This is a genomic window from Rothia sp. HMSC069C01 (assembly GCF_001814655.1).
Lineage (GTDB): Bacteria > Actinomycetota > Actinomycetes > Actinomycetales > Micrococcaceae > Rothia > Rothia dentocariosa.
In genome coordinates this window covers 554,162-580,227 of the sequence record NZ_KV817408.1, presented here as the reverse complement: position 1 = coordinate 580,227, position 26,066 = coordinate 554,162, and the positions used below count along the sequence as shown (strand labels likewise).

Annotated in this window: 23 protein-coding genes; 7 read left to right on the top strand and 16 right to left on the bottom strand. The window is 49.0% G+C overall.

The annotated features are described in order from the left end of the window. Positions 1 to 52: 52 nt before the first annotated feature. The 9 genes from HMPREF2981_RS09205 to HMPREF2981_RS09165 form a co-directional block, all read right to left on the bottom strand. Positions 53 to 1,018: a 6-phosphogluconolactonase gene (locus HMPREF2981_RS09205; RefSeq protein WP_070662546.1), complete on the bottom strand. Its 966-nt coding sequence runs from the start codon at positions 1,016 to 1,018 to the stop codon at positions 53 to 55. After that, positions 1,011 to 1,997: a glucose-6-phosphate dehydrogenase assembly protein OpcA gene (locus HMPREF2981_RS09200; RefSeq protein ID WP_070662543.1), complete on the bottom strand. Its 987-nt coding sequence runs from the start codon at positions 1,995 to 1,997 to the stop codon at positions 1,011 to 1,013. The genes HMPREF2981_RS09205 and HMPREF2981_RS09200 overlap by 8 nt, the downstream gene beginning before the upstream one ends. Beyond that, positions 1,994 to 3,541: a glucose-6-phosphate dehydrogenase gene (gene zwf / locus HMPREF2981_RS09195; RefSeq protein ID WP_070662540.1), complete on the bottom strand. Its 1,548-nt coding sequence runs from the start codon at positions 3,539 to 3,541 to the stop codon at positions 1,994 to 1,996. Before zwf ends, HMPREF2981_RS09200 begins: the two co-directional genes overlap by 4 nt. 212 nt (positions 3,542 to 3,753) lie before the next feature. Next, positions 3,754 to 4,860: a transaldolase gene (gene tal / locus HMPREF2981_RS09190; RefSeq protein ID WP_048779729.1), complete on the bottom strand. Its 1,107-nt coding sequence runs from the start codon at positions 4,858 to 4,860 to the stop codon at positions 3,754 to 3,756. Positions 4,861 to 4,971: 111 nt separating this feature from the next. After that, entirely contained in the window at positions 4,972 to 7,113 is a 2,142-nt protein-coding gene (gene tkt, locus HMPREF2981_RS09185; RefSeq protein WP_083313885.1) for a transketolase, read from the bottom strand. Between the two features lie 324 nt (positions 7,114 to 7,437). Further along, positions 7,438 to 8,349, bottom strand: coding sequence for a heme o synthase (locus tag HMPREF2981_RS09180; protein WP_048779837.1), 912 nt, complete (start codon positions 8,347 to 8,349; stop codon positions 7,438 to 7,440). A 300-nt stretch (positions 8,350 to 8,649) separates the two neighbouring features. Beyond that, positions 8,650 to 9,696, bottom strand: coding sequence for a COX15/CtaA family protein (locus HMPREF2981_RS09175; RefSeq protein ID WP_048779725.1), 1,047 nt, complete (start codon positions 9,694 to 9,696; stop codon positions 8,650 to 8,652). A gap of 95 nt (positions 9,697 to 9,791) precedes the next feature. Further along, complete coding sequence (locus HMPREF2981_RS09170) at positions 9,792 to 10,622, bottom strand: ABC transporter permease (protein ID WP_080976603.1); 831 nt, start codon at positions 10,620 to 10,622, stop codon at positions 9,792 to 9,794. After that, on the bottom strand, positions 10,619 to 11,635 hold the full coding sequence (locus HMPREF2981_RS09165; protein ID WP_371326232.1) for an ABC transporter ATP-binding protein: 1,017 nt from the start codon (positions 11,633 to 11,635) through the stop codon (positions 10,619 to 10,621). The genes HMPREF2981_RS09170 and HMPREF2981_RS09165 overlap by 4 nt, the downstream gene beginning before the upstream one ends. Before the next feature lie 326 nt (positions 11,636 to 11,961). Between HMPREF2981_RS09165 and HMPREF2981_RS09160 the strand changes: the two genes are divergently transcribed. The 5 genes from HMPREF2981_RS09160 (at position 11,962) to HMPREF2981_RS09140 (ending at position 16,756) form a co-directional block, all read left to right on the top strand. Then, entirely contained in the window at positions 11,962 to 12,786 is an 825-nt protein-coding gene (locus tag HMPREF2981_RS09160; RefSeq protein WP_070662531.1) for a helix-turn-helix transcriptional regulator, read from the top strand. A gap of 93 nt (positions 12,787 to 12,879) precedes the next feature. Next, positions 12,880 to 14,337, top strand: coding sequence for a Fe-S cluster assembly protein SufB (gene sufB / locus HMPREF2981_RS09155; RefSeq protein ID WP_004004625.1), 1,458 nt, complete (start codon positions 12,880 to 12,882; stop codon positions 14,335 to 14,337). Beyond that, a complete protein-coding gene (gene sufD, locus HMPREF2981_RS09150; RefSeq protein WP_070662528.1) occupies positions 14,337 to 15,611 on the top strand; it encodes a Fe-S cluster assembly protein SufD in 1,275 nt (424 codons plus the stop codon). Before sufB ends, sufD begins: the two co-directional genes overlap by 1 nt. Positions 15,612 to 15,629: 18 nt before the next feature. Further along, the gene (sufC, locus tag HMPREF2981_RS09145) at positions 15,630 to 16,388 is read left to right on the top strand and encodes a Fe-S cluster assembly ATPase SufC (protein ID WP_070662524.1); all 759 of its coding nucleotides are present in this window, start codon (positions 15,630 to 15,632) and stop codon (positions 16,386 to 16,388) included. 38 nt (positions 16,389 to 16,426) lie between these two features. Further along, positions 16,427 to 16,756: a metal-sulfur cluster assembly factor gene (locus tag HMPREF2981_RS09140; RefSeq protein ID WP_004004628.1), complete on the top strand. Its 330-nt coding sequence runs from the start codon at positions 16,427 to 16,429 to the stop codon at positions 16,754 to 16,756. Between the two features lie 136 nt (positions 16,757 to 16,892). On the opposite strand, the gene HMPREF2981_RS09135 is transcribed toward HMPREF2981_RS09140, so the two are convergent. Further along, positions 16,893 to 17,357, bottom strand: coding sequence for an HD domain-containing protein (locus tag HMPREF2981_RS09135; RefSeq protein WP_083313884.1), 465 nt, complete (start codon positions 17,355 to 17,357; stop codon positions 16,893 to 16,895). A gap of 92 nt (positions 17,358 to 17,449) precedes the next feature. Next, a complete protein-coding gene (locus tag HMPREF2981_RS10705; protein ID WP_246825433.1) occupies positions 17,450 to 18,454 on the bottom strand; it encodes a GNAT family N-acetyltransferase in 1,005 nt (334 codons plus the stop codon). A gap of 333 nt (positions 18,455 to 18,787) precedes the next feature. On the opposite strand from HMPREF2981_RS10705, the gene HMPREF2981_RS09130 reads away from it, so the two are divergent. Next, positions 18,788 to 19,600 carry a DUF4253 domain-containing protein gene (locus tag HMPREF2981_RS09130; RefSeq protein WP_070620301.1) on the top strand — a complete coding sequence of 271 codons (813 nt, stop codon included), beginning with the start codon at positions 18,788 to 18,790 and terminating at the stop codon, positions 19,598 to 19,600. Positions 19,601 to 19,650: 50 nt separating this feature from the next. On the opposite strand, the gene HMPREF2981_RS09125 is transcribed toward HMPREF2981_RS09130, so the two are convergent. The 3 genes from HMPREF2981_RS09125 to HMPREF2981_RS09115 all read right to left on the bottom strand — a co-directional run bounded on the left by HMPREF2981_RS09125 (position 19,651) and on the right by HMPREF2981_RS09115 (position 21,726). Beyond that, entirely contained in the window at positions 19,651 to 20,217 is a 567-nt protein-coding gene (locus HMPREF2981_RS09125) for an energy-coupling factor transporter transmembrane protein EcfT (protein WP_246825466.1), read from the bottom strand. Between the two features lie 117 nt (positions 20,218 to 20,334). Beyond that, entirely contained in the window at positions 20,335 to 21,075 is a 741-nt protein-coding gene (locus HMPREF2981_RS09120) for an energy-coupling factor ABC transporter ATP-binding protein (protein WP_070662863.1), read from the bottom strand. A 57-nt stretch (positions 21,076 to 21,132) separates the two neighbouring features. Further along, complete coding sequence (locus HMPREF2981_RS09115; protein ID WP_070620307.1) at positions 21,133 to 21,726, bottom strand: biotin transporter BioY; 594 nt, start codon at positions 21,724 to 21,726, stop codon at positions 21,133 to 21,135. Positions 21,727 to 21,993: 267 nt separating this feature from the next. Here HMPREF2981_RS09115 and HMPREF2981_RS09110 point away from each other — a divergent pair, with 267 nt between their 5' ends. After that, positions 21,994 to 23,592 (top strand): ABC-F family ATP-binding cassette domain-containing protein, encoded by a 1,599-nt coding sequence (locus HMPREF2981_RS09110; protein ID WP_070662521.1) that lies wholly within the window; start codon positions 21,994 to 21,996, stop codon positions 23,590 to 23,592. Between the two features lie 592 nt (positions 23,593 to 24,184). On the opposite strand, the gene HMPREF2981_RS10700 is transcribed toward HMPREF2981_RS09110, so the two are convergent. Next, positions 24,185 to 24,898, bottom strand: a complete 714-nt coding sequence (locus tag HMPREF2981_RS10700) for a metal-dependent hydrolase (protein WP_246825465.1) — start codon at positions 24,896 to 24,898, stop codon at positions 24,185 to 24,187. A 134-nt stretch (positions 24,899 to 25,032) separates the two neighbouring features. Continuing rightward, positions 25,033 to 26,001 carry an SURF1 family cytochrome oxidase biogenesis protein gene (locus HMPREF2981_RS09105; protein WP_070662516.1) on the bottom strand — a complete coding sequence of 323 codons (969 nt, stop codon included), beginning with the start codon at positions 25,999 to 26,001 and terminating at the stop codon, positions 25,033 to 25,035. Between the last annotated feature and the right edge of the window lie 65 nt (positions 26,002 to 26,066).

Sequence of the window (26,066 nt, the reverse complement as noted above, 5' to 3'; positions counted from 1 at the left end):
GTGGGAGTCATAATCCTAAGACCGTAACCCCCACTAGAAAAATTTGTGGATCCTAAGTTAGCGATTCTTCCGTCGCAAAAATCAGGGTCTGTTTCTGCCCACGAGCCCCGATAGCTGGAGTTTCTAGGAGCATATCGGCAGTAATGTCCTCAGCAGGAACCTGTGCACCCTTGAGAAGACGGGTTGTCGCATCCTGTTTATCACCGCCGGTAATCAAAAAGAATATATGGCGCGAATTATTGATAACCGGCAGCGTGACAGATACACGTTCGCTAGGTGGCTTAGGGGAATCCTTGACCATTACCGTCACAGCTTTAGCGCCGTCCACAGGATCCTCTGGTAAACCTGTGCCCAGAAGGACTTGCTGCCGGTTGGGAAACAGCGAAGCGATGTGACCATCAGGCCCCATCCCTAGGAGCGTAACATCAAAAATGGGGACAGGCCATATATCCGAGCCGCCGCCGCATCCACAACCACCGCATCCGCAGCCGCCTCCAGATTGCTGAGAAGCAGATCCCCCGTGCCCTCCCGCTAATGGAAGCTCGGATGCCCCCTCAGGCATCTCAACACGCACGGGTTCTGCAGAACCCGCAAAATTGCGCATTTCGTAGGCATAGTGCTCGGCAGCAGCTTCAACATCAATCATGACATCGGAAGGACCCATACGATGCGCGTTTTCAACCGGAAAACCAAGATCTACTAAATCTGCGAGAAGCGCCTCGATTGCTTGTCCATCGTTCCGATCCGGATCATGCTCAGGAACAAAGCGTTCATCCGAGAACCAGAAATGAACGCGCGACCAGTCAATATCCTTAACACGTGGAAATTGAGCCCATGCACGAAGAGTAGCAATGCCCATCGTGCCACCTGTAAGAGAGACATGAGCCACAGTACGTTCGGTGAGGACATGCTCAATAACATCTAAGATACGCGTAGTGGCATCAGAGGCAAGCGCCTCCCGAGAAGGATGCGCTATTAAAGTTGGAGTACTCTCACCAATATTGTTGATCTTAGGCATCAAAAACCTCGGGGAATTCAGAAGTATTAAGGAAAGGTTCAGCATCGCACTGAGCAGGATGCAATTCCAGAGTAGGGAATGCCGACTTTAAAACTTCCCCATACATAGTGTCAGGGTCAAGTCGGCGTAACTCCTCAGAAATACAATCCGCTAGAGTACGAACTGGTAGTGGAATCTGCTGATCAGGTGTATACGGAGTCTCAATAATAGCGATGTTTTTGCCAGGACGGAACATTATCGTTTGTCCATCTTCACGCTCAATAGCTACACGGTAAAGACCCCGTTCTGCTGCGCCGATAGTTGCAAGATGAACCTCAGCCTCGAGTTTCCAGCCAAGCCAAGCGCCAAGGAGCACAACCGAAGGAGACTTCTCAGACCCCCAAACCACTACACGCTTAACAGGGGAGTCAGGCATCTGCTCCAAAAGAGCTGCCAGTTGGGTACGCCACAGCGTCAAACGTGTCCAGGCAAGATCGCTATCCCCGGCCTGATAAACCTCAGAAAGATGCGTAAGAACAGCCATCGGATCATATGCGCGTGCCGAATCTGTGATGCGGCGCTGTGCAATCCTACCAATTGAATCCTCACCCGGATTCTCAGGAACGGAATGCGGCCACCACACAACAATAGGAGAATCCGGCAAAAGCAGACCAGAAATCAACGATTCTGTCGGCCTTGAGGCGGTGCCCCAGCCGCGCAGAATAATAAGTTCAGAAGCGCCAGCTTCACCGCCCACATGAATCTCAGCATCCAGCTGATCGGGCGCATCACTATTATGCGCAATATGCACAATGATACGACTTGGGTGCTCATGCGAAGCACGAATAGCCGCATTAATAGACTCTCGGGAATGACCTTTCTCTGCAAGCACTACCAGCGTAAGTACGCGGCTGCTGCTAAGACTACCATTAGATGCCAGAAGATTAGAAAGCTCCTTTGAAATGGTAGAAACATTCGTGTGTTGCAGATGCGAAATCACGGGCGCCTCCAGGAACGGTTATCACGCTCTAGCATCTTATGTGCCGAGCGTGGACCCCACGAACCGGACTCGTAGGGCTCGGGTTTAATTTTGTTCTCTTCCCAATATTCCTCAAATGGATCCAAGATCTTCCACGAAAGTTCAACCTCCTCGTGGCGCGGGAACAGCGGCGGCTCACCTAAGAGCACATCCAGAATTAGACGTTCATAGGCTTCAGGAGATTCCTCAGTGAACGCATGACCATACCCGAAATCCATATTCACATCACGGATTTCCATCTGAGTGCCAGGAACCTTAGCCGCCAGACGAATAGTCATACCCTCATCGGGCTGCACACGGATCACAATGGCATTCTGACCCGCAGGAACCTCAGTCTCCTTACCAAAGAGACGGTCAGAAGATTTCTTGAAGAGAAGTGCAATCTCAGTTACTCGGCGGCCCAGCCGTTTACCCGCACGCAGATAGAACGGAGTTCCTGCCCAGCGGCGGTTGTCAATATTGACTTTGAGCGCAGCAAAAGTTTCTGTGCGTGAGTCCGCAGGAATATCTTTCTCATCAAAGAAACCATTGACATGTTCGCCGCCCTGATAACCGGGGGCATACTGACCGAGTGCAAAAGAATTTTCTAGATCATCAATACGTACTGCTTCCAGTACTTTAGCCTTTTCAATGCGAAGATGCTTAGAATCAAGGCTAAGGGGCTCCTCCATGGCAGTTAGAGCCAACAGCTGAAGCAGATGATTTTGAATCACATCGCGTGCAGCACCCACGCCATCATAATAACCCGCACGTGAACCAATACCGATATCCTCTGCCATAGTAATCTGCACGTGATCTACATAGTTGGCATTCCAGATCGGCTCGAACATTTGATTAGAGAAACGCATCGCCAGAATATTCTGAACGGTCTCTTTACCTAAGTAGTGGTCAATACGGAACACTGAATCCGGGGGGAATACACGTTCCACAATTCCATTAAGTTCACGCGCTGACTCTAAGTTGTGACCAAACGGCTTCTCAATAACGACACGACGCCATCCGTTCCTGGGATTATTGTTCGCGTTATCGCGTGAGGCTAAACCGTGCTCGGCAAGCTTCGACAGCACCTGTTCGAAAGCCTTCGGCGGAATAGAGAGGTAGAACGCATGGTTCCCCTGGGCGCCAAGTTCATCGAGCTCAGCAAGAGTATTTTTGAGACGTTCAAATGCGGCATCATCATCAAAATTACCGCGAACAAACCGCATACCCTTCTGAAATTGGTTCCAGACATCCTCACGGAATGGGGTACGCGCATTTTCTTCCACAGACTTACGCACATAGTTACGAAAATCATCGTTATCCCACTCGCGGCGCCCATACCCAACAAGACCAAAACTTGGGGGCAACAAACCACGATTCATTAGGTCATAGACCGCAGGGAGCAGTTTCTTGCGGGCAAGATCGCCCGTGACGCCGAAGAACACAAGTGCGGAAGGACCCGCAATACGAGTGAGACGTCGATCGCGCGAATCTCGTAGCGGATTCGACTCATGATCGGTATGCAAGATAGATTCCTTTGATTGCTGATAATGTGCACATTCACCCTGCGATACTTTATGTACCTCTGGGGCACGTATCCCTGCATCTTACCGTTTCAATGGCAAACGAGAGATATCTGACAGCGAGCGCCGAAGCTAATTCTGTGCTATTTATAGCGACAGCGCTCACCTTATGAACTTTAGAGAACGGGTATAACGAAAAAATTATTCACTAGTCACTAACGTGACTCACTAAGTGCTTTCCGTACGGTCTCCAGAAGCTCTTCCCACGAAACGTCAAACTTTGCAAGACCCTCGGTTTCGAGCTTATCCACAACCTCTACATATGAGATACCCAGACGCTCGATATCGTCCAGAATCTTGTTGGAGCTCGTATACTCACCGGTTACAGTGTCTCCCGTGATTTCACCATGGTCAGCAACAGCGTTCAGAGTTGCTTCAGGCATGGTATTGACAGTGTGTTTAGCGACCAGACCGATAACGTAGAGAGTATCTGGAAGCGCCGGATCTTTGACTCCAGTAGATGCCCAGAGTGGGCGCTGAACGTTGGCACCATGAGACGCCAAACGTGCCCAGCGTTCAGAAGAGAACATCTCTTCAAAAACTTCATATGCCAGACGAGCATTTGCCAGACCGGCCTTACCCTTAAGCGCTAAGGCCTCTTCAGTACCGATTTCATCCAGACGGGTATCTACCTCGCTATCTACGCGGGATACGAAGAATGATGCGACCGAATGGATCTTAGAGAGATCCTTACCATTTTTGAGTGCTTCTTCAAGGCCGAGCATGTAAGCGTTAATGACTTCACGATAACGTGTTAGTGAGAAAATGAGAGTCACATTAACGCTGATTCCGGCTGCAAGAGTCTTGGCAATAGGCTCCAAACCTTCGACGGTTGCGGGAATCTTGATCATGACATTCTCACGGCCTACACGCTCGTAGAGTTCTCGTGCCATTTTCTGGGTTCCCTCGGCATCGCGGGCAAGGCGAGGATCAACCTCAATAGAAACCCTGCCGTCGTAACCTTTAGAAGCAGAATATATGGGTTCGAATACGACACAAGCAGCACGTACGTCGTCAGTAGTCGCTGCGAAGACAGCTTCTTCAACGTCTGCACCGGATGCGGCAAGCTGACGCATCTGCTCAGCGTAAGCAGCACCTTTTGAAAGCGCCCCGGCAAAGATAGTGGGGTTGGTAGTGACACCCACGACGTTCTTAGCGCTGATGAGCTCTGCAAGACTGCCACTGGTAAGACGGTCGCGGGAAAGATCATCAAGCCAAATGGAGACACCAGCGTCAGAGAGCTTTCGAGTTGAACCACTCATGAAATAAAACCTTCAATCTAACTTAGTTAATATGGACGGGTGAGCATTAATGAGCTATGCAAGATGCAAGTAGCACCAGGAATCACCGAAAAACTTTAACTTGCCGACTGACTATTTGACCGAAGCGATAGATTCTTCAGCAGCAGTCACTACGGCTTCAGGGGTAATACCAAACTCACGGTACAAAGTCTTAGCATCGGCGGAAGCCCCAAAGTGCTCAATTGAGACAGCACGTCCTGCAGAACCGAGCAAATCGTACCAGCTCATGCCCAAACCGGCTTCAACTGAGACGCGTGCTGCAACCGAGGAAGGCAGAACTGATTCTCGGTATTCGTCTGACTGCTCGTTGAACCATTCGCGGGAAGGCATTGAAACAACTCGGGCTGCAATGCCTTTTTCTGAGAGCTTGTGGCGAGCTTCGAGGGCAATTTCAACTTCGGACCCAGTTGCGATTAGGATGACATCTGGAGTTCCCTCGGTGTCAGCCATAACATAACCTCCGCGGGCAGTTCCTTCTGCGGAAGCAAATTTTTCGCCTTCAGTGTCTGAATGAATATCCTCACGAGCCCAAATTGGTAGGTTCTGGCGAGAAAGTACTAGGCCGGCAGGGCGGTCTTTCTTCTCAAGAATAGTACGCCAAGCAACCGCAGTTTCGTTCGCATCCGCAGGGCGTACAACGTCGAATCCAGGAATTGCGCGCAGTGAGCTGAGATGTTCGATCGGCTGGTGGGTGGGCCCGTCTTCGCCAACACCAATGGAGTCGTGAGTCCAGATATACAGCGCAGGTACACCCATGAGAGCTGAAAGACGGACTGCAGGACGCTGGTAATCCGAGAATACGAAGAATGTCCCAGAGAAAGCACGGGTTGGCGAAGATAGTACGATACCGTTCACAATTGCGGCCGCCCCCTGCTCGCGAATACCGAAGTGCAACACACGACCGTAGGGGTTGCCGGTCCAATCCTCCGTACTGTGCGAAACCGGGTTGAATGATTCGGCGTTGTTGATGGTGGTGAGGTTAGAACCTGCTAGATCGGCAGATCCACCCCAAAGCTCAGGGAAAGTATCAGCAATTGCATTAATGACTTTGCCGGATGCTGCGCGGGTTGCTAGTGAAGTACCCGGCTCAAAGACGGGGAAAGCAGCCTTATAATCAACTGGCATTTCGCCTGACACCAGGCGGTTGTACAGCTTTGCCCGCTCGGGGTTAGCCTGAGCCCATGCCTCAAATTTTTCATTCCAGACCTTATGCGCAGCAGCACCGCGTTCACGAAGTTCACGAGTATGCGCCAGAACCTCATCCTCAATGAAGAAGCTCTTTTCGGGGTCAAATCCTAGAACTTTCTTGGTTTCAACGATTTCTTCGACCCCCAGCTTTGAGCCGTGAACGGACCCAGTATTTTGCTTGTTGGGTGCTGGGTAACCAATGATAGTACGCACCTCAATGAATGAAGGCTTATCCGTGACCGTTTTCGCGCGCTCAATAGCGTTGTAGAGTTCCTGCACATCTTCAACGTAGTTTCCGGTCTTGGTCCAGTCCACGCGCTGCACATCCCAGCCGTAGGCCCGGTAACGGGCTGGCACGTCTTCGGTGAATGCAACGTCAGTGTCTTCTTCAATAGAAATGTGATTGCGATCCCAGAGTACGATGAGATTGCCCAATTCTTGGTGCCCAGCAAGCGCACTGGCTTCTGCCGTTACGCCTTCCTGAACATCACCTTCGGAGGTGATACAGTACACATAATGGTCAAAGGGAGAAGCGCCAGCCGGTGCTTCGGGGTCGAAAAGACCACGCATATAACGTTGAGCATATGCAAAACCAACGGCAGAAGCGAGACCCTGACCCAATGGACCAGTCGTAATTTCTACACCCTTAGTGTGCTTATATTCGGGATGTCCAGGAGTGAGCGCATCCCATGTGCGAAGAGATTCTAGATCCTCCATCTCAAGACCATACCCACCCATAAATAATTGGGTGTAGAGAGTCAGCGATGTGTGACCGGGGGATAGGATGAAACGATCGCGACCTTCCCAACGGTCATCGTTGGGGTCTTGGTTCATGACCTTTTGGAAGAGCAGATAGGCAACAGGAGCAAGGCTCATGGCGGTGCCGGGGTGACCTGACCCTACTTTCTCAACCGCATCGGCTGCCAATAAGCGAGCAGTATCAACCGCACGCTGGTCTACCTCAGTCCATTCGAACTTTTCGTTAGGGTTAGTCACGTATTGTCCCTTCGCTTGGTGGTACGTCATGCATGAAGTACACAAACAATAGTAGTCTGTGAACGCTGACTACAGCAGATATAACTCAAAAGATAGGGTGCGTATTCCATGAGCACTCTCAACAAGTAATCATGTACATAGCATCTATAAATCTATCGTGAAATTCTACCTTCTTAAGAATAGTTCACCATCCTAGTGTTTATAGTATGTTCGTACGATGTTTTGGCAACTTATGCCTCACGCTGAACTTACATACCTAGGATGCTGTAGCCTAAGCTCCACGTAGATAAGCTTCAAAATAGACCACCCGTATCTTGAGATAGCTGCTTTACTCGCCTCAAGATACGGATGCTCTTAGAAAATAAAAGATTCTAATATTGGCTGTCCAACAAAAGGATCGATTGCCAATGCAATGAAAAGAATCGTTAAGTATGTGATAGACCCGAAAAATACCACCATAGCGGTACGGCTTGTCGCTACCTGCTGGAGAGCTAAATAGTGGAGCTTGTGGCAGTGGTAGAGGAACCATGCACCAGCGGTAGCCGCGCTAACGCCGTATACCCAGCCTGCGCCTCCAATAGGGATCAGTAGAAGCGAACAGATAACCATAGCCCAGCCGTAGAGTACGACTTGCACGGAAACCGCTTGAGCGGGGGCGATAGCACCCAGCATAGGGACACCGGCTGCTTTATAATCCTCCGCGTATTTCATAGAGAGTGGCCAATAATGCGGAGGAGTCCAGAGAAAAATTACTGTGAAGAGAACTAAAGCTGGCCATTCAATGGTATTGCGAACAGCTGCCCATGCAATTAGGACAGGCATACACCCGGCAATCCCACCCCACACAATATTCTGAGTAGTGCGCTTCTTTAAATACATGGAGTAGAAGACTACATAGAGCAAAATAGCGGCAAGCCCTAAAAGCCCAGAGAGGGGATTTACCATAGTCCACAAATATACGACGGAGATAACAGCAAGTACCCATGCGAAGATGAGTGCTTCTCGGTCTGTTAGCTCTCCGGTAACTAGGGGGCGTTTTTTGGTTCGCTTCATTTTTCGGTCAATATCACGATCGATATAACAGTTGAAAGCGCAGGAAGCGCCAGCCGCCATGGCTCCGCCAAGAAGCGTATTTATGACTAACCAGAAACTGGGCATGCCGTGTGCCGCAAACATCATTGTAGGGGCGGTCGTTACTAGAAGAAGCTCAATAATTTGGGGCTTTGTCAGGTGAATATACGCTTTTATTTTGCGTCCCAAGGCCATGTCCCTTGTTGCCCGCGGAGTAGGTACAGTCACCTCTGACGCCGCATGCGTGGAGGACGGAACCTCCTGAATTGTGTAACCCTTCATGATGGGCTCCTTGACGTGTGTGCGTGTGCCTAATCTGCGCGTATCAATCTGTGGGGTAGGAGGTACTCACAGATAGGCATACCTTCGGCTCAAAGACGTGCAGGCGCAGGAATGCTCCTTAATAGTGTACGCCTAACCTTAAATAGCTACCAAGGCATGCCAGCAATAAACCCATATATGACATTGTGCGCTTACCGTGTGAATAACTCAGCTCTACGAAGTTGCTAGCCGCTGTTGAGCTAGGGCACGGGCCTTCTGAGAAGATAGGGTCAGCTGCCTTTCGATCAGCGATAGTGATGCCCAGGTAAACATGCCCGACCCCAGCATATGTGCCTCAACGAGTAGAGGGGGAAGCCCCGTGTTGTACTGGATATAGCCAATCGCGCCCTGATAGACCATGATTGCTGCCAGTACAAGTAAAGATGATAGGAAAGCCCGTGGCATGGCGTACTTCCGCACTAAAACAAACATGATGATCAGCAAAAGAAGAAATGCCCACACCGCCCATGCATGAGCACGGGATACTGCGATAGCGTCGAACTCGTGGCGATGCGTGCGTGGATCACCCGCATGCGGACCAGTCCCAGTGACTACGGTACCCATGAAAAGTAAGAACGAAACTAACGCCAAACCAGTCCAACCAAGTAGGCGGATAACACCACTTTTTTGTGGAGGAAATTCCCTAGTAATATCTTCGCGCTCAGAGACACCTGCCCTAAAATAGCGACGCACACGGTTTACCAAGATTGCCGCTAGTCCAATCATGATGGCAGAGGCGAGGTAATGGGCTGTTACCATCCAGGGATTGAGCCGCTGCCATACAGTAATGCCACCAATAACGGCCTGTAGCGGAATACCCCACAGGAGCAGTAAAGTCAGATTGAACAGATCACTGTACTTTGATTCGTGCGCTCGTAATCCCGTAAAAAGCTTTGGAAAGATTGCTTTGACGTGGTACACATCAGGCAGCGCAATGCGGAGAATCGCTAAGAACGCAAGGATAGTGATTACCATGAGCACAAAAGTGAGCATACGGTTACCGAATTCAACGAGCCCATGGATACCGTCGGCAGGGGTAGTTGTCCACTGTTCTGCAGTACACCGCGGCCAGGTATCGCATCCTAGGCCTGATCCTGTAAGGCGCACAACGGCACCGGTTACGATGAGTAAGAGATTGCTCAGAGCCGTACCCACCGCTGTGTATAAAACCCAGGGAGTGTACTGGATGGGGGATAGCTTATTTTTGAGGGTAACTAGCATGAGAAAAGCCTTTTAAACCGGGGGTGCACCATAGGTAGCCACCAATAATACTCGATGATTCTAGGGTTTGTCGCAGAACCCTGAACCTATGAGCGCTAATCGGACCATTTAAATTTGCGTGAAGCAATAAAACCAATCACTAGTGTCCAGACAAGTAGCACAGCATGGGGAAGAGGTAAGAATATATCCTGTAGATAATCACCGCGAATCGCTTCACCTAAAGCGCCTGAAGGCAGGCACAGAATGATAATGCGGTACAGCTCAGGGAAATTATCCATTGGAATAAGGATCCCACCAGCGCTGGCCAGAACAACCCAGGCGATATTCACGATAGCCAAAGTTGCCTCAGCCCTCACCGTCCCAGCAACGAGTAAGCCTAGGGCTGTAAACGCGGCTGCCCCGAGCAATAAAGTACTAAAAGAGCGATACATCGCAAAAATATCCGGACGCCATCCAAGACCGAACCCAACAATAGTGACCATAATAAACTGTATGGCGATAACGGTGATAACTGCCAGCACCTTGCCAATAATAAGCCCATTGCGTCCTAGAGGAGTGGTAGACAGAAAACGAAGAACACCGTACCGGCGGTCAAAACCAGTGGCAATCCCTTGACCAGAAAGTGCAGTTGAGACAACACAGAGAGCCAGTACCCCCGGCACTGCAACATTGATGCGGGTCGTATTCAACGCATCAGCGTAAGAATCCAGAAAGCTTGTATAGCGAAGTCCAAAAAGCGCCAGCACGGGGAAGGCAATATTGAGCATTAGCTGTTCGCCATTTTTAAGCATGGCAAGGGTCTCATATTTACCTTGAGCTAGAATACGCTGAAAACTAGAAGCAGCGCGCGGATACGGATACTCGTTACCTTCTGTCATCTGCTGACTATCGGGGGCAGTGGGCAGCTCTGCATTTGTGGGGTTCATCGAATATCACGTCCCGAAATATCCAAGAATACGTCTTCCAAAGTCTTCGGTTCCATCGTGAGAGAGTTAGGCATAAGGTAGTGATGTGCTAGGGCTGTCGTGAAAGCGGAAAGATGCTCGGGTGTAAGGGGACCACGGAGCTCATATTCGCCTAAGTCGCCTAGTGAGTATGGCATATGCTCGATAAGCTCTACATCCGTACGAAGATGTACAGGCAATAAGTCGTCACGCGTAGGTGAAGGTGCTTCTAACGTGAAATGAAGACGTACAACCCCGTCTCCTGATACAAGTTCAGGGACCGTGCCTTCACGCACCGTTTGACCATTATCAATAATATAGACATAATCTGCGAGCTTTTGCGCATCATCAATGAGATGGGTTGTTAAGATAATGGCGACTCCAGCCTCACGCTGCTCACGAATAATGTCAAAGACGACATTGCGAGACTGCGGGTCAAGTCCTGCTGATGGTTCGTCTAAAAAGAGTACCGAAGGACGCCCAAGAAGGGCTGCTGCTAATGAGACACGTTGTTTTTGTCCCCCAGAAAGGCGCCGAATATTGGTGCCGTTAAAAGCATCTATTCCTAAACGATCAACAAGTTCACCGACAGGATAAGGATTGGCGTACATCTGAGCAACATGTTCAAGAAGTGGTACGGGACGTACGGCGTTAGGAAGCCCCCCATCCTGAAGCATGATACCGACGGAGGCCCGCATCTCTGGGGATGCCAGAAGAGGGTCTTCTGAAAGAAGCTGAATAGTGCCGGACGTAGGTTCAGTAAGCCCCTGGGCACATGCAAGAGTTGTAGTCTTACCTGCACCGTTAGCACCCAAGAGTACAACAACCTCGCCGGGATAGACTTGAAGACTTATGTCAGCAACTGCGCGATGCATACCCTGAGCGGTAAGACGTTCAGGGTGTTTCTCGCGGAAAGAACGAGAGGGCTTAAACTCTTTGACGAGATGAGAAATCTTGAGTGCAGGATCGCTGCTAGTACCGCGAGCTGCTGAAATGTCTAATGCGGTAGCTGCTTGGTGTTGATAAGCTTCAGTTTCTGCCACCTCTCTATCTTAAGCCCTCAGAGAGTAATCTCTATGTTTCCCTCTAGCGATAGCATCTTTATGACGAGAGTTAGATCACGTCACAGTGAGGATATGAACCGCTTAGCACCCTCATGGAAATGCCCGAAGAGCAAAAATACCTAGAGGCCTAAAGGCGGTATTATCTTTCACCGGTTCTTATGGCTTGCCGCAGCTAAGCAAGAGACTAAATGGTGTGGTGTGTGCAAGTAGGAAGACCTTACTAGCCAAGATTGAAGTAATTAGGACATACTTTAGTTGTGTATTCCGTGAACAAGACATCTCATCGAGGGCTTCAACAGCAGCCTTCCTCGCATAAGAAGTCAAGCTCTGGCGCACGTAAAGCGGAAGTTGAAGAACGCACCCGTGACCGGGTTCTTCGTGGTGTCCTGAACCATGGTCCCGTGTCTGCGGCAAGCTTGGGAGAACTTTTAAGCTTGACCCCCGCCGCTGTGCGTCGGCACCTTGATGCGCTTGAACAAGCAAACATGATTGAAGTTGCTTCTCTCAAACAATATGGGGCAGGTGCGGGGCGCCCAGCTCGACGGTACGTCATCGCACCTCAAGGTCACGAACGTCTAGGAAATGACTATTTGATGATTGCGCGCAACGCTCTTGAAATGTTGCGTGACACCGTTGGGGAGAGCGCACTTGAAACTTTCGCATCCACACGGGCTGCCGAAATGGAGGCGCGATACCGCCCTGTTGTGGAAGCGGCAGGGGAGGATGTTGCGGCGCGAGCCCAAGCTCTCGCTGAAGCCATGAGCCGTGATGGGTTTGTGACAACAGCGCAGATTACAGAACCACCTGCCGGTCGGCTTGCGCCGGGGAAATTGCTAGCTAGCATACAGCTCTGCCAAGGTCACTGCCCAATACGTGATCTGGCTGAAGATTTTCAGGTTTTCTGCGAACAAGAGACTGGGATTATTTCTGATCTTCTGGGCGTTGACGTACGTAGGCTATCAACGATGGCTGGAGGGGCTCACGTATGCACAACTCACGTTCCGCTCAATCACTTAACAGAACGTGTGAATTCTGAAAAACCGGAAACATCAGAAAGCATGCGGGGTAGTTCGGCACGGTAGAAATTACCCCAACCTAGAGTGTGTTATTCCAAAGACTACCGAGCCCGCATCTGCGGAGCCGGATAAATTTCAATCCATCTAAGAAAGGCCGTAATGACTGAGCAAGTTGAGCAGAGTGCCAACGACACTGTCATTTCAGAGATTCTGGAGTTGAACCCTGAACTCGAGGGCATTGGCAATTACGAGTATGGTTGGGCAGACTCTGACGAGGCGGGCCAGTCCGCTAAGCGTGGTCTGGACGAAGCCGTAGTGCGTGACATCTCTGCGAAGAAGAATGAACCCCAGTGGATGCTGGATATGCGTCTGAAGGCATTGAAGTTTTTCGAGCGTAAGCCGATGCCAACCTGGGGGGCAGATCTTTCTGACATCGATTTCGATAACATCAAATACTTCGTGCGTTCTACCGAAGGTCAGGCTGAGTCTTGGGAAGAGCTTCCTGAAGATATTCGCGTAACATATGAACGTTTGGGTATTCCGGAAGCGGAACGTAACTCATTGGTCGCTGGCGTCGCCGCTCAGTATGAGTCTGAAGTCGTGTACCACCAGATCCGTGAAGACTTGGAATCTCAGGGTGTTATCTTTGTCGATACTGATACTGGTTTGCGCGATTATCCTGAAATATTTAAGGAGTACTTCGCCTCTATTATCCCTATCGGCGATAACAAGTTCTCCGCTCTTAATACTGCGGTGTGGTCTGGCGGATCATTTGTTTACGTTCCGCCGGGGGTGCATGTTGAGATTCCTCTGCAGGCGTATTTCCGCATCAACACTGAGAATATGGGCCAGTTTGAGCGTACCTTGATCATTGCAGATGAAGGTTCATATGTTCACTATATTGAGGGCTGCACCGCGCCTGTATACCGCTCTGACTCGCTGCACTCAGCAGTTGTCGAGATCGTTGTTAAGAAGAACGCCCGTGTTCGCTACACTACCATTCAGAACTGGTCGAACAATGTGTACAACCTGGTGACTAAACGAGCAGTCGCACATGAGGGCGCCACCATGGAATGGGTTGATGGTAACATCGGCTCTAAGGTTACTCAGAAGTATCCTGCAGTATATATGGTCGGTGAACACGCCAAAGGTGAGACTCTGTCAATCGCGTTTGCTGGTGAAGGGCAGCATCAGGATACTGGTTCCAAGATGGTGCATATTGCCCCGAATACTTCTTCAACGATTGTTTCGAAGTCCGTGGCTCGTAACGGCGGACGTAGCGCATACCGTGGTCTGGTTCAGGTACGTGAAGGTGCGAAGCACTCGAAATCATCCGTGGTTTGTGACGCTCTCTTGGTTGATACTGTATCGCGTTCAGATACCTACCCATATGTCGATGTTCGTGAAGATGACGTTACGATGGGGCACGAAGCTACGGTTTCACGCGTCTCTGAAGAACAGCTCTTTTACCTCATGCAGCGTGGGCTGGCCGAGGATGAAGCAATGGCTATGATTGTGCGAGGCTTCGTTGAACCGATTGCTCGTGAGCTGCCCATGGAATACGCACTTGAACTTAACCGCCTCATCGAACTTCAGATGGAAGGATCTGTGGGCTAATGTCGACTAACGAAGAGACCTTGGGATATCACAGCCCAATTATTCCCGGTATGGACCAGGAAGGTGAGAAGCTCGCCTCTGAACATGTCCATGATGATACTATTCTGCGCGCTACCGAGGAACACCATCAAGGCTCAAACCCTAATAACGTGCAGAAGGTTCTTGACGCTTCCCGCGCAGAACGGAAAACCTCATATAACGTTGAAGACTTTGAGCCACTTACTGGACGCGAGGAAGATTGGCGTTTTACCCCGCTGAAACGTTTGGGCGGTCTTCACCTTGACATTCTGCAGGCACAAGCCCCAGCTCCGAAGATCCAAGCACCTTCTGAAGTTATCCTTGAAGAAGTATCCCGTGAAGATGAGCGCATTGGTACAGCAGGTGTTCCTGAAGACCGTGTAGCTGCAAATGCATGGACTCATTTTAAGACGGCTACCGTGGTGACTATTCCCACCGAAACTGAGCTAACTGAGCATATTGAGATAGATATCGACGGACAGCATCATGATGCTGCTGCTCAACATATACTGATCGAGGCTAAACCATTCTCAAAAGCGGTTGTTGTAATTCGGCATACCGGATCGGCTGTTTTGGCGCAGAACATAGAATTCCTGGTACAAGATTCTGCACAGTTGAGCGTTATTACTCTTCAACAATGGAATGACGATGCGATCCATGCCTCTGCGCAGTATGCCAAGCTAGGGCGCGATGCTCGTTTCAAACATGTGTGTGTTTCATTGGGCGGTGATATGGTGCGTGTTACCCCTTCAACGAAATTCACGAAACCGGGCGCTGAGACAGAGATGTACGGTCTTTATTTTGTGGATGCTGGCCAGCACATCGAGTCACGTTTGTTTGTGGATCATTCTGTGCCCAACTGCAAGTCGCGAGTGACTTATAAAGGTGCATTGCAGGGCAAAGCAGCGCACTCCGTATGGGTTGGTGACGTCCTCATTGGTAAAGAGGCGGAAGGCACGGACACCTATGAGCTGAACCGTAACCTCCTCTTGGAGATTGGTCCGCGCGCTGATTCCGTACCGAACTTGGAGATCGAGACTGGACGTATCGAAGGTGCCGGCCACGCATCAACAACCGGTCAGCTAGATGATGAGCATCTATGGTACCTGCGGGCTCGTGGTATTCCGGAAGCTGAGGCGCGTCGTCTAGTGGTCCGCGGATTCTTAAACGAAATTATCCAGCAGATTCGCGTACCAGAGCTTGAAACAGAACTTACTGATGCCCTTGAAGCAGAACTTGCTCTCAGCAACAACTAAGCCTTATTAGGAGAAACAATGTCTACCCTTGAAATCAAGGATTTGCACGTCTCGGTCATTCTTGATGATGAAAAAACTAAGCCTATTCTCAAAGGCGTGAACTTAACCATTAACTCGGGCGAAATCCACGCTATTATGGGTCCAAATGGTTCCGGTAAATCTACTCTTGCCTCAACTATTGCCGGTCACCCCAAATACCACATTGATTCCGGGCAGATACTGCTTGACGGTGACGATATTACCGAGATGAGTGTGGATGAGCGTGCTCGTGCTGGATTGTTCCTCGCCATGCAGTACCCAGTCGAGATCCCCGGTGTCACGATGTCTAACTTCCTGCGTGCTGCTAAAACTGCTGTGGACGGTAAGGCACCTAACTTACGAACCTGGACCAAAGACGTTAAAGAAGCTATGAACCATCTGGACATTGATCCTGCGTTCGTTGCTCGTAACGTCAATGAAGGTTTCTCCGGCGGTGAGAAGAAACGTCATGAGATTCTGCAGCTGGAGCTTTTGAAGCCCAAGTTCGGTATTCTTGATGAAACCGACTCCGGCCTTGACGTTGATGCTCTTAAAGTCGTGTCTTCCGGCGTGAACCGTGCTCACGAGGAAAATAATATGGGTGTTATGCTGATTACGCACTATACCCGTATCCTGCGTTATATTAAGCCCGAGTTTGTGCATGTTTTTGTAGACGGCAAAATGGTCGATCAGGGCGGTCCTGAACTTGCAGATCGTCTAGAAGAAGAAGGCTATGTAGCATACACTGGGAAGAAATAATCTTACTCAGTACGCGAACTACTTGTAAGAGGTGCATCATGACTGAGACAGTGCAAGCTCGTCCCTCGCAAGAGGAAATTGAGGAAGTCCTCAAGGAAGTCATTGACCCTGAACTTGGGGTAAATATCGTTGATTTGGGTCTGCTTTATGGCATGCGCTGGGATGATAATGGAGTCCTGATCCTGGATCTAACGCTTACCACAGCTGCATGTCCGTTACAGGACGTTATTGAGGAACAGGTGGAAGCAAATCTCGATAGTGTCGTTGCTGAATGGCGCGTGAATTGGGTATGGATGCCCCCGTGGGGACCCGAACGCATTACTGAGGACGGTCGCGATATGATGCGCGCTCTCGGCTTCAACATTTAGCATTGCCATACGTTTGTTCATGCTGTAGAGGGTGGGTGCCTGGAATATTCCAGGCACCCACCCTCTACCTATAATTCCACCTGATATAATACCAGTCGTTCACAAACGAGATAGGCCATGCTTGATTCTTGCGCAGCTACTCTTTGGTAATGCCTAAGAGCCTGAGCGATTTATTGTATTTCTTCGTCAGACGTTTGCGAGTATCTTCATCAAGGCGGGAAATACGTTCCGGGTCGGTGTTATCGGCAATGTCAGCACGTTTGACCCACAGCGCAATTTCATTGGCGCGAACTCTCGCCATAGATGACTCCAGGGGTTCATGCGGACGTTTGGTGAGCGCATCAACGGCATCAACAATGCGGGCTGAAAAGTACCAAGCAAGATAGGGAAGAGTGACTTCTGTATCCTCTACGGTATCGTGCAATAACGCCACGATCTGTGCTTCTGCGCGAAGCTCTTCAGGGGCAATTTCGCGCACTTTAAAAGCAACCCGTCGCGGATGAGATATATAAGGCCAACCGTTTTTATCGACTTGCCCAAGGTGGGCGTTGTCAGCAATACTATCCGCGAGACGGATCATTTCTTTAAAATGTGAATTCATCGTTGTTTCCTTCAATAACGTGATATTTCTAATGTACTCCCGCGTATGTCATTGTGATGCGCTGCTGCTCGTCATATATCGCTTCTTTGCGTCTAGCTAGAGGAGCGTATAGGGCGAGAGTTTTCAACCTCAAAAGACTGGTCTCCAACCCATATATAACTTCCTATTATTGCGCGTCCTATCCCTTGAGCATTGCGCAGGGAAGGAACGTTGTCGGCATGGATTGTTCCCCATAGCATGTCTTGAGGATTTACTTGAGGTAATTTGAGGAGGTTTTTAATACCGTGACGTAGAACTGCGTTCCCTAGACCTTGTCTGCGAAAAGGCGCATCTAGACATAACTCTTCGACGCTAAACCCTCTAAGTCCTTGTTCACCTCTGCGATCTAGAGTCAAAAATCCTGCTGAGGAATTATCTACTGTAATATGCCAGCCTGTTCCTTGACGTATAGCATTTTCAAATGATTCTTCTCCCTGAGGAGTGGCCCACTCAAAAAAATTAGAGTTCTTAACTGCAATAGATTCATATATGCGCTGCGCTTCGTGACTGGCAGCAGAAGCATCAGCAGGAGAAAGCGGGATGAGCTCTACTCGATCATAATTCTTCGGCCATGGGCGTTTGTCTAACTCACCTAGAGTCCCAGCGACAATGTGCATGTCAATAGTTGTTGCACGAGAACCAGGGACTGAACCAACGTCATGTATAAGCTGATCTACCTTACCTGGCACAAAGAAACGTGTGCATATAGGACGGAAGCTTTCATAGTGGCGAAGCAAAGATTGGCTTAGAGCTGCGATATAGACTGTAGTACAAGGAATATTCGTAGCTATTACATCTATAAAAGGTCGATTCAGATTTTGCCCACGGTATCGAACTCCTGTAAGCGCTTGGTATGTGGCATGTGAATCCGTTATCGAAAAGAATCTATTGGCCCAGTCTCGTGTGTCTTGCGTAGGCATGTAGTTGAATTGGTCCTGTAGAAGAGGACTTATATGATCTCGATACCCCGCACCAAACTCTGAGGAAGCACGTTCCGTAATGTCTGCCGTGAAGTCTTCTGTACACTGCCGTGAAATCTCTTTGGCAGAGTAGTACATATGGAAATTCTGAGGGACCCAAGAACGAGAGAGAAAGTCTTGTGCTTGTTCTGCGGGAAGATTTCCTAGTATAAACATAGAGATACCCTAACATATGTGATGTGCAGCATGCTTATATTCGATTTATGAAACTTATTCTGTTTTAAAAGAGATAAAAATCATAGTATATGAATGTCAAATAACAGATAGGTTTGAAATACTTTGAGGGTATATCATGTGAATTGCTTAAGATGCTTTAGACTCGCCCCAAATCTAGCGTAGAAATCTGTTGTATGAGGCAGAAACTAACCGAAAACTCAGGTAAACTGGTGAGAATCAAGCATCGGAGACACCATGGCGGAACTCTATAAGAAGTTCACCTCTTTATATCCTTATCCGCATCTGCGGATAGCCCCTGGCGCTCCCAGCAGTTATATTCACCATTTGTATCTTAACCGTTTGGCGGATGGGCGAACCTACGGGTTCACCCCGGTTCTGGTCGTACTTGACGATCTTCTTCTGTCTACTATCCAGAACAATATATCGGCACGCACGAAAAACCCACCAGTGGATATTAGCGCTGAGTACGTTAAATCCTATGCCCAAGATATATTGACAGAACACCAAAAACGCCTTGATAAGGATTCATTAGAAATTCTTGTGCGTAAAATATTAGCTCGGGCTGACTCGACTTTATTCGAGAACTATTATGAAGGATTCTTAACGTCACAGGTAACGGTTCCTCGCGGCATTGCACCTGCTCTACGTGCGCCTGCCCCTCTGACATTCGTATCAAGCCTGATGAACGAAGATGAGATTCTAGATAATTCAGCTGAAATTATCTTGCTTGAAATCCCTACAACGTCCCCATCAGACGTCTTTGCGTATCTGCCGTTTGGCGGGTGGGAAGACGTCCCAAGTGCGGAAGACATGCTAGCACTCGCGCAGTATTGGTATGAGCGGGATAATGCTATTCCGGCTGTTATTGCAGCAACCTATCTTGAGTTTTACACTGCAGAGCCAATCACAACATTGCGCGACGCCGAGGTGCTTGCTTTAGAGCAGGGGATAATAAGTCGAGCGCTAAAGCCCACGAGTTATGAGGATCTCTCATGTGTCGTGAAAGGGCTTTATAACAAACCTTCGTGGTTCGTATGGTGGGAATAGTTTTGCTTAGCCGGGAATGATGTTGCTGGTGCCGTAAAAGAAAATTCCTTTTAGAGTTCTACGCCTCGTGCGGTTAAAACGTCCCCGGTTATTTGAGCGTATCCTACTGCTTGTACCACAAGAGGTACAAGCAGTCGCCAAGTGGAACGTTTGGGCAAACCGCGTGCGTGAGCAGCTTGTTGTAAAGCTGCCCAATTATCCATAATGGCGGGAATAGATCTTATAACCAGAGCGAGCATCAGTCCTATACGTTTGGGAGATAAGCCTAGAAGTTTAAGCGGTGTGAGTAACCAGATGATTCCATCAAGTAAAAGAGGTAGCGGAGTAGTCGTGAGAAGAAGCCGTGAGATTAGGACGGCGCCTAGCATGGTGCACATGACGTCTACCGCATTTTGCCACGTGCCCCAAAAGAGATAATAAAGTCCTAAAAGAATTATGAGCCATCGCAGCGTATAGACAATTTCTAAGAGCGTGCGGATGCGCATCCCAGCTGACCAGGACAAGATAAAACAAAAGAACAGAACGTATAGTGCTACTTCCCAACCGGTCACCGCGAGCGCGAGAAGTAAACAAGCGCAGAGGCTGCTTTTGCCCCAAAGCGGTGTGCGATGCAGCATCGAATTTCCCGGAGCGTAGCTTCCAATAAGTAAACTGCCGAGGAACGTCGTATGATGCAACCTATGAGCGGTTCGATTCACGCAGCTATATCCTTCCTGGACTACCCGAGTTGTATATCATACAGAGGGGTTTTCGTTGGGAAAACCTTGTTCACAATATAGATGGTATCGTTGAACCGTCTCGTGCGCTTTGCCATGGTATATAAGCTCTCCATTATGGATAATGATTGCTTCATCGCATGTCTCCGCCAAGTCGAGGTCGTGGGTACTGATAATAAGCATCTGATCGAGACTATTCAGAAGGTTTATCAGCCGTGTTCGATTACGTAGATCAAGAAGAGTCGTAGGCTCATCAAGTAAGAGGATTTGTGGTTCTACCGCTAAAATTCCGGTGAGGGCTACAAGTTGTTTCTCTCCGCTGGAGAGAGAAAAAATACTCTGATCAGCTTTGTCGTCGAGACCTTGTTGAGCAAGAAGCTTATGTGCTTGCTCTAGGCGTTGAGTTCGGTTGAGAGAGCTATGCCGACGGAGGCTAAGCTCTAGATCTTCGAGGACTGTAGGCATGATAAGCTGCGCATCTGGGTTAGCGAAGAGCATACCTATAGACTGACGAGTTATCTGGGGACGTTCGGAGATATCTACTCCACATACCTTTATGATTCCCTGGGAGGGCCGAGTAATACCGTTAAAAAGCCCTAAAAAGGTTGACTTTCCCATGCCGTTAAGCCCAATAATCGCAGTTTTAGGTGCGGTTAAAGAGACTGATACATGGTCGATAATATTTCGAGTTTGTCCGTGAGCGTCTTCAGCTGACACGGTAACTGCATCAAGTTCAAGGGACGGGGGAGCGGGCGGCATCGTTGGTGCTTCGTGCTCAATTTTGGCGCTACTTTTCTTGGAAAAAAACATCCTCAATTACCTGCGAGATTTTGAGCGCACTAACCCAGGAAATGCCCGATGCACAGCAGACGATACGATAGACGCAACGATAGATTTAAGAAGGTCTGGAAGAGCAAATGAAGCCGCGATAACGAACGCATGGGTAAATTCCATATGTCCGTTGGTCATAAGCCCTAAGATACCTCCTGCAGAAATTACAACGAAGCCTACCATAGCGCAGAAGATGCACAGGATAGCGGTAAGCCAGGGGTTGAGCTTTCTGCGGATTACTGTATAAGCTAGCGTCCCAGCCAATAACGCGCCCAGAGGATACGCCAGAAGATAGCCACCGGTTGGCGTCGCAAGCGTACCAAACCCTGAAGCACCTTTAGCAAAGATTGGTAGCCCTAGGCACCCTAACAGTACGTAGAGGAGAGTTGCTATAAAAGCTCGAAAACCACCGAGTACTAGAGCGGTGGTGTAGATAGCGAAAGGGCCAAGAGCTAAAGGAATCGGGACACCTGGGATTGGTAGTGCCAAAGGACTAAGAACCGCGATAAATGCTGCGAAGACTGCTATAAGAGCTATATTGCGCCCTGGTGATTGATCTGGGGCATAAGAGTTAGGCACGAGAGTTGATCCTTAAAAATATGAAGTCGTGTGTGGCTGATTATGACGTTCGGTGTCAAAATCGAGGGTAGTACCGCCCTCGACGCCGCTGGGGTCTTATATATTCTTATATACCTTCCTACCATAGAAAACGCATTATGTAATATATATGACGTTTTACGGAGACTATCGGGTGTCAGCGTCTTCTAGCGTAACTCACGTAGAATAGATGGGTTGTTAAACTCCTCATTCACTAACTGTTTTGTTAATCCTCGGAAGGGACATGTTGTGATTTCAGTACAGAATTTAGAGCTCCGCGCGGGTGCCCGTCTGTTAATGGAAGATGTAACCTTTCGGGTAGATAAGGGGGACAAGATCGGTTTAGTGGGGCGTAATGGGGCCGGGAAAACCACTATGACAAAAGTCTTGGCGGGATTAGCTCTACCAGCAGAAGGTACAGTCACCCGGTCCGGCTCTATCGGATACCTTCCTCAAGACCCCAAAGTCGATGATATGACTCAACTGGCGCGTGACCGTATTCTTTCAGCCCGCGGACTTGACGGAGTAGCCAGGAAAATGCGCCAAGCTCAAGAAGATATGGCGAGTGAAGATGAGAGCATACGTACAAAGGGTATGCGGCGCTATGATCGTCTTGAGGCTGAGTTTATTGCTGGCGGCGGCTATGCCGCAGAATCTGAAGCCGCAGTTATAACCTCCAACTTGGATCTGCCTGAACGAGTACTCGCGCAACCTCTTGAGACTCTATCTGGTGGGCAGCGTCGTCGTGTGGAGTTAGCACGTATCTTGTTTTCAGCTGCCGATACGATGCTACTTGATGAACCAACAAACCATTTGGATGCGGACTCCATTTTATGGTTGCGTGAGTTCCTGAAAAATTTTTCGGGTGGTTTGCTGGTTATTAGCCACGATGTTGAGCTTATGGAGTTGGTAGTTAACCGTGTATTTTATCTTGATGCAAATCGTTGCGTGATTGACCAGTACAACATGGGGTGGAAGAACTATCTGAGCCAGCGTGAGCAAGATGAACATCGTCGTAAGCGTGAGCGCGCTAATGCTCAGAAAAAAGCTCAAGCACTCATGGAACAGGCTAATAAAATGCGGGCAAAGGCAACTAAAGCCGTGGCGGCTCAGCAGATGATAAAGCGTGCTGAACGTATGATGCGGGGTCTGGAAGACGAACGCCAAACAGATAAAGTTGCTGCTATCCGTTTTCCTGAACCTGCCCCGTGCGGTAAGACCCCGCTGTCTGCACAAAGTCTTTCAAAATCTTACGGCTCACTTGAAATTTTTACCGATGTTGATCTGGCTATTGACCGCGGTTCTCGTGTTGTCGTCTTGGGGCTAAATGGGGCTGGTAAAACTACTTTGCTACGTATGTTGGCTGGCAACACTGCTCCCGACACCGGCGGAGTTGTCTATGGGCATGGAGCTAAGATCGGGTATTTCGCGCAGGAACATGAGATTCTCGATGGTGAGCGAACTGTTTTAGAAAATATGAAATCCGCTGCGCCGGATCTTGACGATACGCGGGTACGCACTATCCTCGGATCATTCCTTTTCTCTGGTGACGATGTAGAGAAACCAGCAGGTGTACTTTCCGGAGGAGAGAAAACTCGTCTTTCATTAGCAACTTTAGTCGCTTCGAGCGCCAATATACTTCTCTTGGATGAACCGACTAACAACCTTGATCCTGCATCTCGTAAAGAGATTCTGAACGCGCTCAAGGCCTATAAAGGCGCTATCGTTATGGTATCCCATGACGAAGGAGCTGTGGAGGCTCTAAACCCCGAACGTGTTCTTTTGCTTCCGGACGCAGTTGAAGACCTCTGGTCGAAGGAGTATCAGGATCTTATCTCACTTGCCTAGACGCAATCTGCTCTTAGGACAAGGAAAAGGTGTTTACCTAGGCATCTGTATGTGATGTAACGCGTGGGAATGCTCCTAATCTTTGTGGGTATAGGTGTGTATGTAAACTGGCTCATAATTGAAAATGCTATGAAACTTTGAATATATCCTTAGAGATTTCGCATATTATGTTGGCTATGTGGGATTTTCTGGCTAGAAGACACCCTCTTCACTTGATTTAATGCTATATTGTGTGGGTTTTATAAAAATATAGTGTGTACCTGCCTACATTGTGCGTTTTTGGCTGGAAAACCAATACATGAGCGGGTTAGACTTGAGTTGTTCCCGCAAATGCGAGGATGCAAAAGCACAGATTTTCGACTCTGACGAGTCGGATTAGCGCAGGTAGAGAGATTCTATCTGTTCGTAAAAGGAGAACAGCCTATGCATAACACTGAGTACGAAAAGTACCCCACCTCCGGTGAAGAGAACGTCGAGGTTGACGTCTTCTGGCCCATCCAGGATGCTTAAGTCTTGGTAAGATCGAGGTAAAAAGGTTTTATCTCCCGCTCCTAACCATATGGTTAGGAGCGGGAGATTCTTTGTATGATGCTCAAGAAATACTAAAGTTGTGGAGTGGGTAAGGGCAGAAACCTAAAAGAGCTGCCGTGTACCAAACGATATAACAGGTTAGGCAGAGAATAAGGATCTTTTCCCGGATGCTTCCTGCATCACCTAAAAGTGGGAGTGCCATGTAGCCGCTTTTCTTCCAGAGGGAAGAGGCAACAAGTGGTTTAATCGTAATAGGGTATAGCGGGAGAATACCTCGGGTGGTCAGTGCGTCACCTATAACATGTAAGGTTGCGCCCACTGAAATGGCCCAGGGAAGAAGCTCTAAAGAATGAGTGGTATACGCAGCATAGCCTAGGGCGCAAGCCCCAATCCAACCTCCTGGAGCTCCTAAAATACGCAAAGCCAGACCTCCTGAGAATGCGGCTAGAGCAAGGGACAACCACGGAATACCTTGGTAAGTGAGTGTACTGCCAAAGTATGCGATAGCCCAGAACGCGATGATCCCTAAAATTGAGTGCGTTCCCTTTCGGTGCCCTCCACTGATAAGGCCTACAATCCGGGCGATCCAACCTGATACAGGAGGTATAGAACGAGCGATAGAACCATTATGGTGATCGATATCTGGTAATACTCCTGCGCCAGCACAGGCAAGGGTTGTAACAATGAGGGTAGGAGTATTAGGGATTTGGATTACACTAAGTTCTGAGAGAACCAACCAGCCAGCGGCAGCGCTGACGGTATGAGAATAACCCATCATGTGTGACGAAACCCCTCGTATTATTTCGAAACTATATATGAGATCTTAGATCCAGTATACAGGGAAAATTCGAAAAAGGTTTCGATTTTTATGGTAGGTTACTTCCATATCCCTGCAGGAAAGCCTGGCAGTTACGGCCGTTCTAACCTGTCCAGGAAAGCGTCTTCTTCCTCTTCATCGGTCAGACGCGAGTGTTTCTTGGCAGGGCGGGGGCGTACAATAGATTTCATATGCGAAGGCATATCGTCGATCATATCCATCTTGCGAAGCACAACGGTTTCATCCTCATGCCCAATATAACTGCCATCCTCGGCATAGAACTGCCTATAATAGCGTTCTAGCTCCTGGGCTACCTGAGCATCTAATTCATCATTGCGAACTTTTTGCCGTGCACTCCAAGCATAAACAGCATAAATAAGAACTGCAAAAGCATACCATTGCATAGAATAGGACAGATTAGGTCCATTATCGAGTTCAGGTTCGGATTTCTGTACAGGCCGTTGCACAGGCGTAGGTTCTTCAGAGTCCAGCAGACCGTAAGCCCCAGCGGCAACAGGTAAATGCGTACGTTCGCCGATTTCCTGAAGGTTGATAGACGCGACTTGGCCTTCGGGAGCATCCTTACCTGTAGCGCTCTCTCCTTGGTGGACTCGCGCCACAACAATAACATCATTTGCTGGTGGCGCAGGGACTTCGGTGCTGGTGCGTGAAGCATCTGAAGAACTCGCCGACATCCAACCCCTATTGATAATGACTATTTCACCAGTATCTGCACGAAAAGGGACCAATACTTCGAATCCATTTTGTCCCTGATAAGGACGGTTGCGTACCAGTAGCTGTTGATCGGTGATATATCGACCACGAAGGGATACAGGGCGCCACTGTGCCCCCGAATCAAAGTCTCGAAAAATTGTAGGATGGTCTTGGAAGCTATAGGGAGTTGCGTGATAATTCTGCACGATTAGTGAGTTGCGCCAATCTAAAGCCTCTTTTCGGCTCATCTGCCAACCAGCTAAATAAACACAGATTATCGAGAAAATAATGCACAACACGAAAGAGCCTATCCACTTACCTGTGAAGAGAAAACGGTATGCACCCATAGCGAATTCCTCATGCCTTTCGAAGCTGATATGAGCCTATAAAAATAGATGTGTATATAGAGACG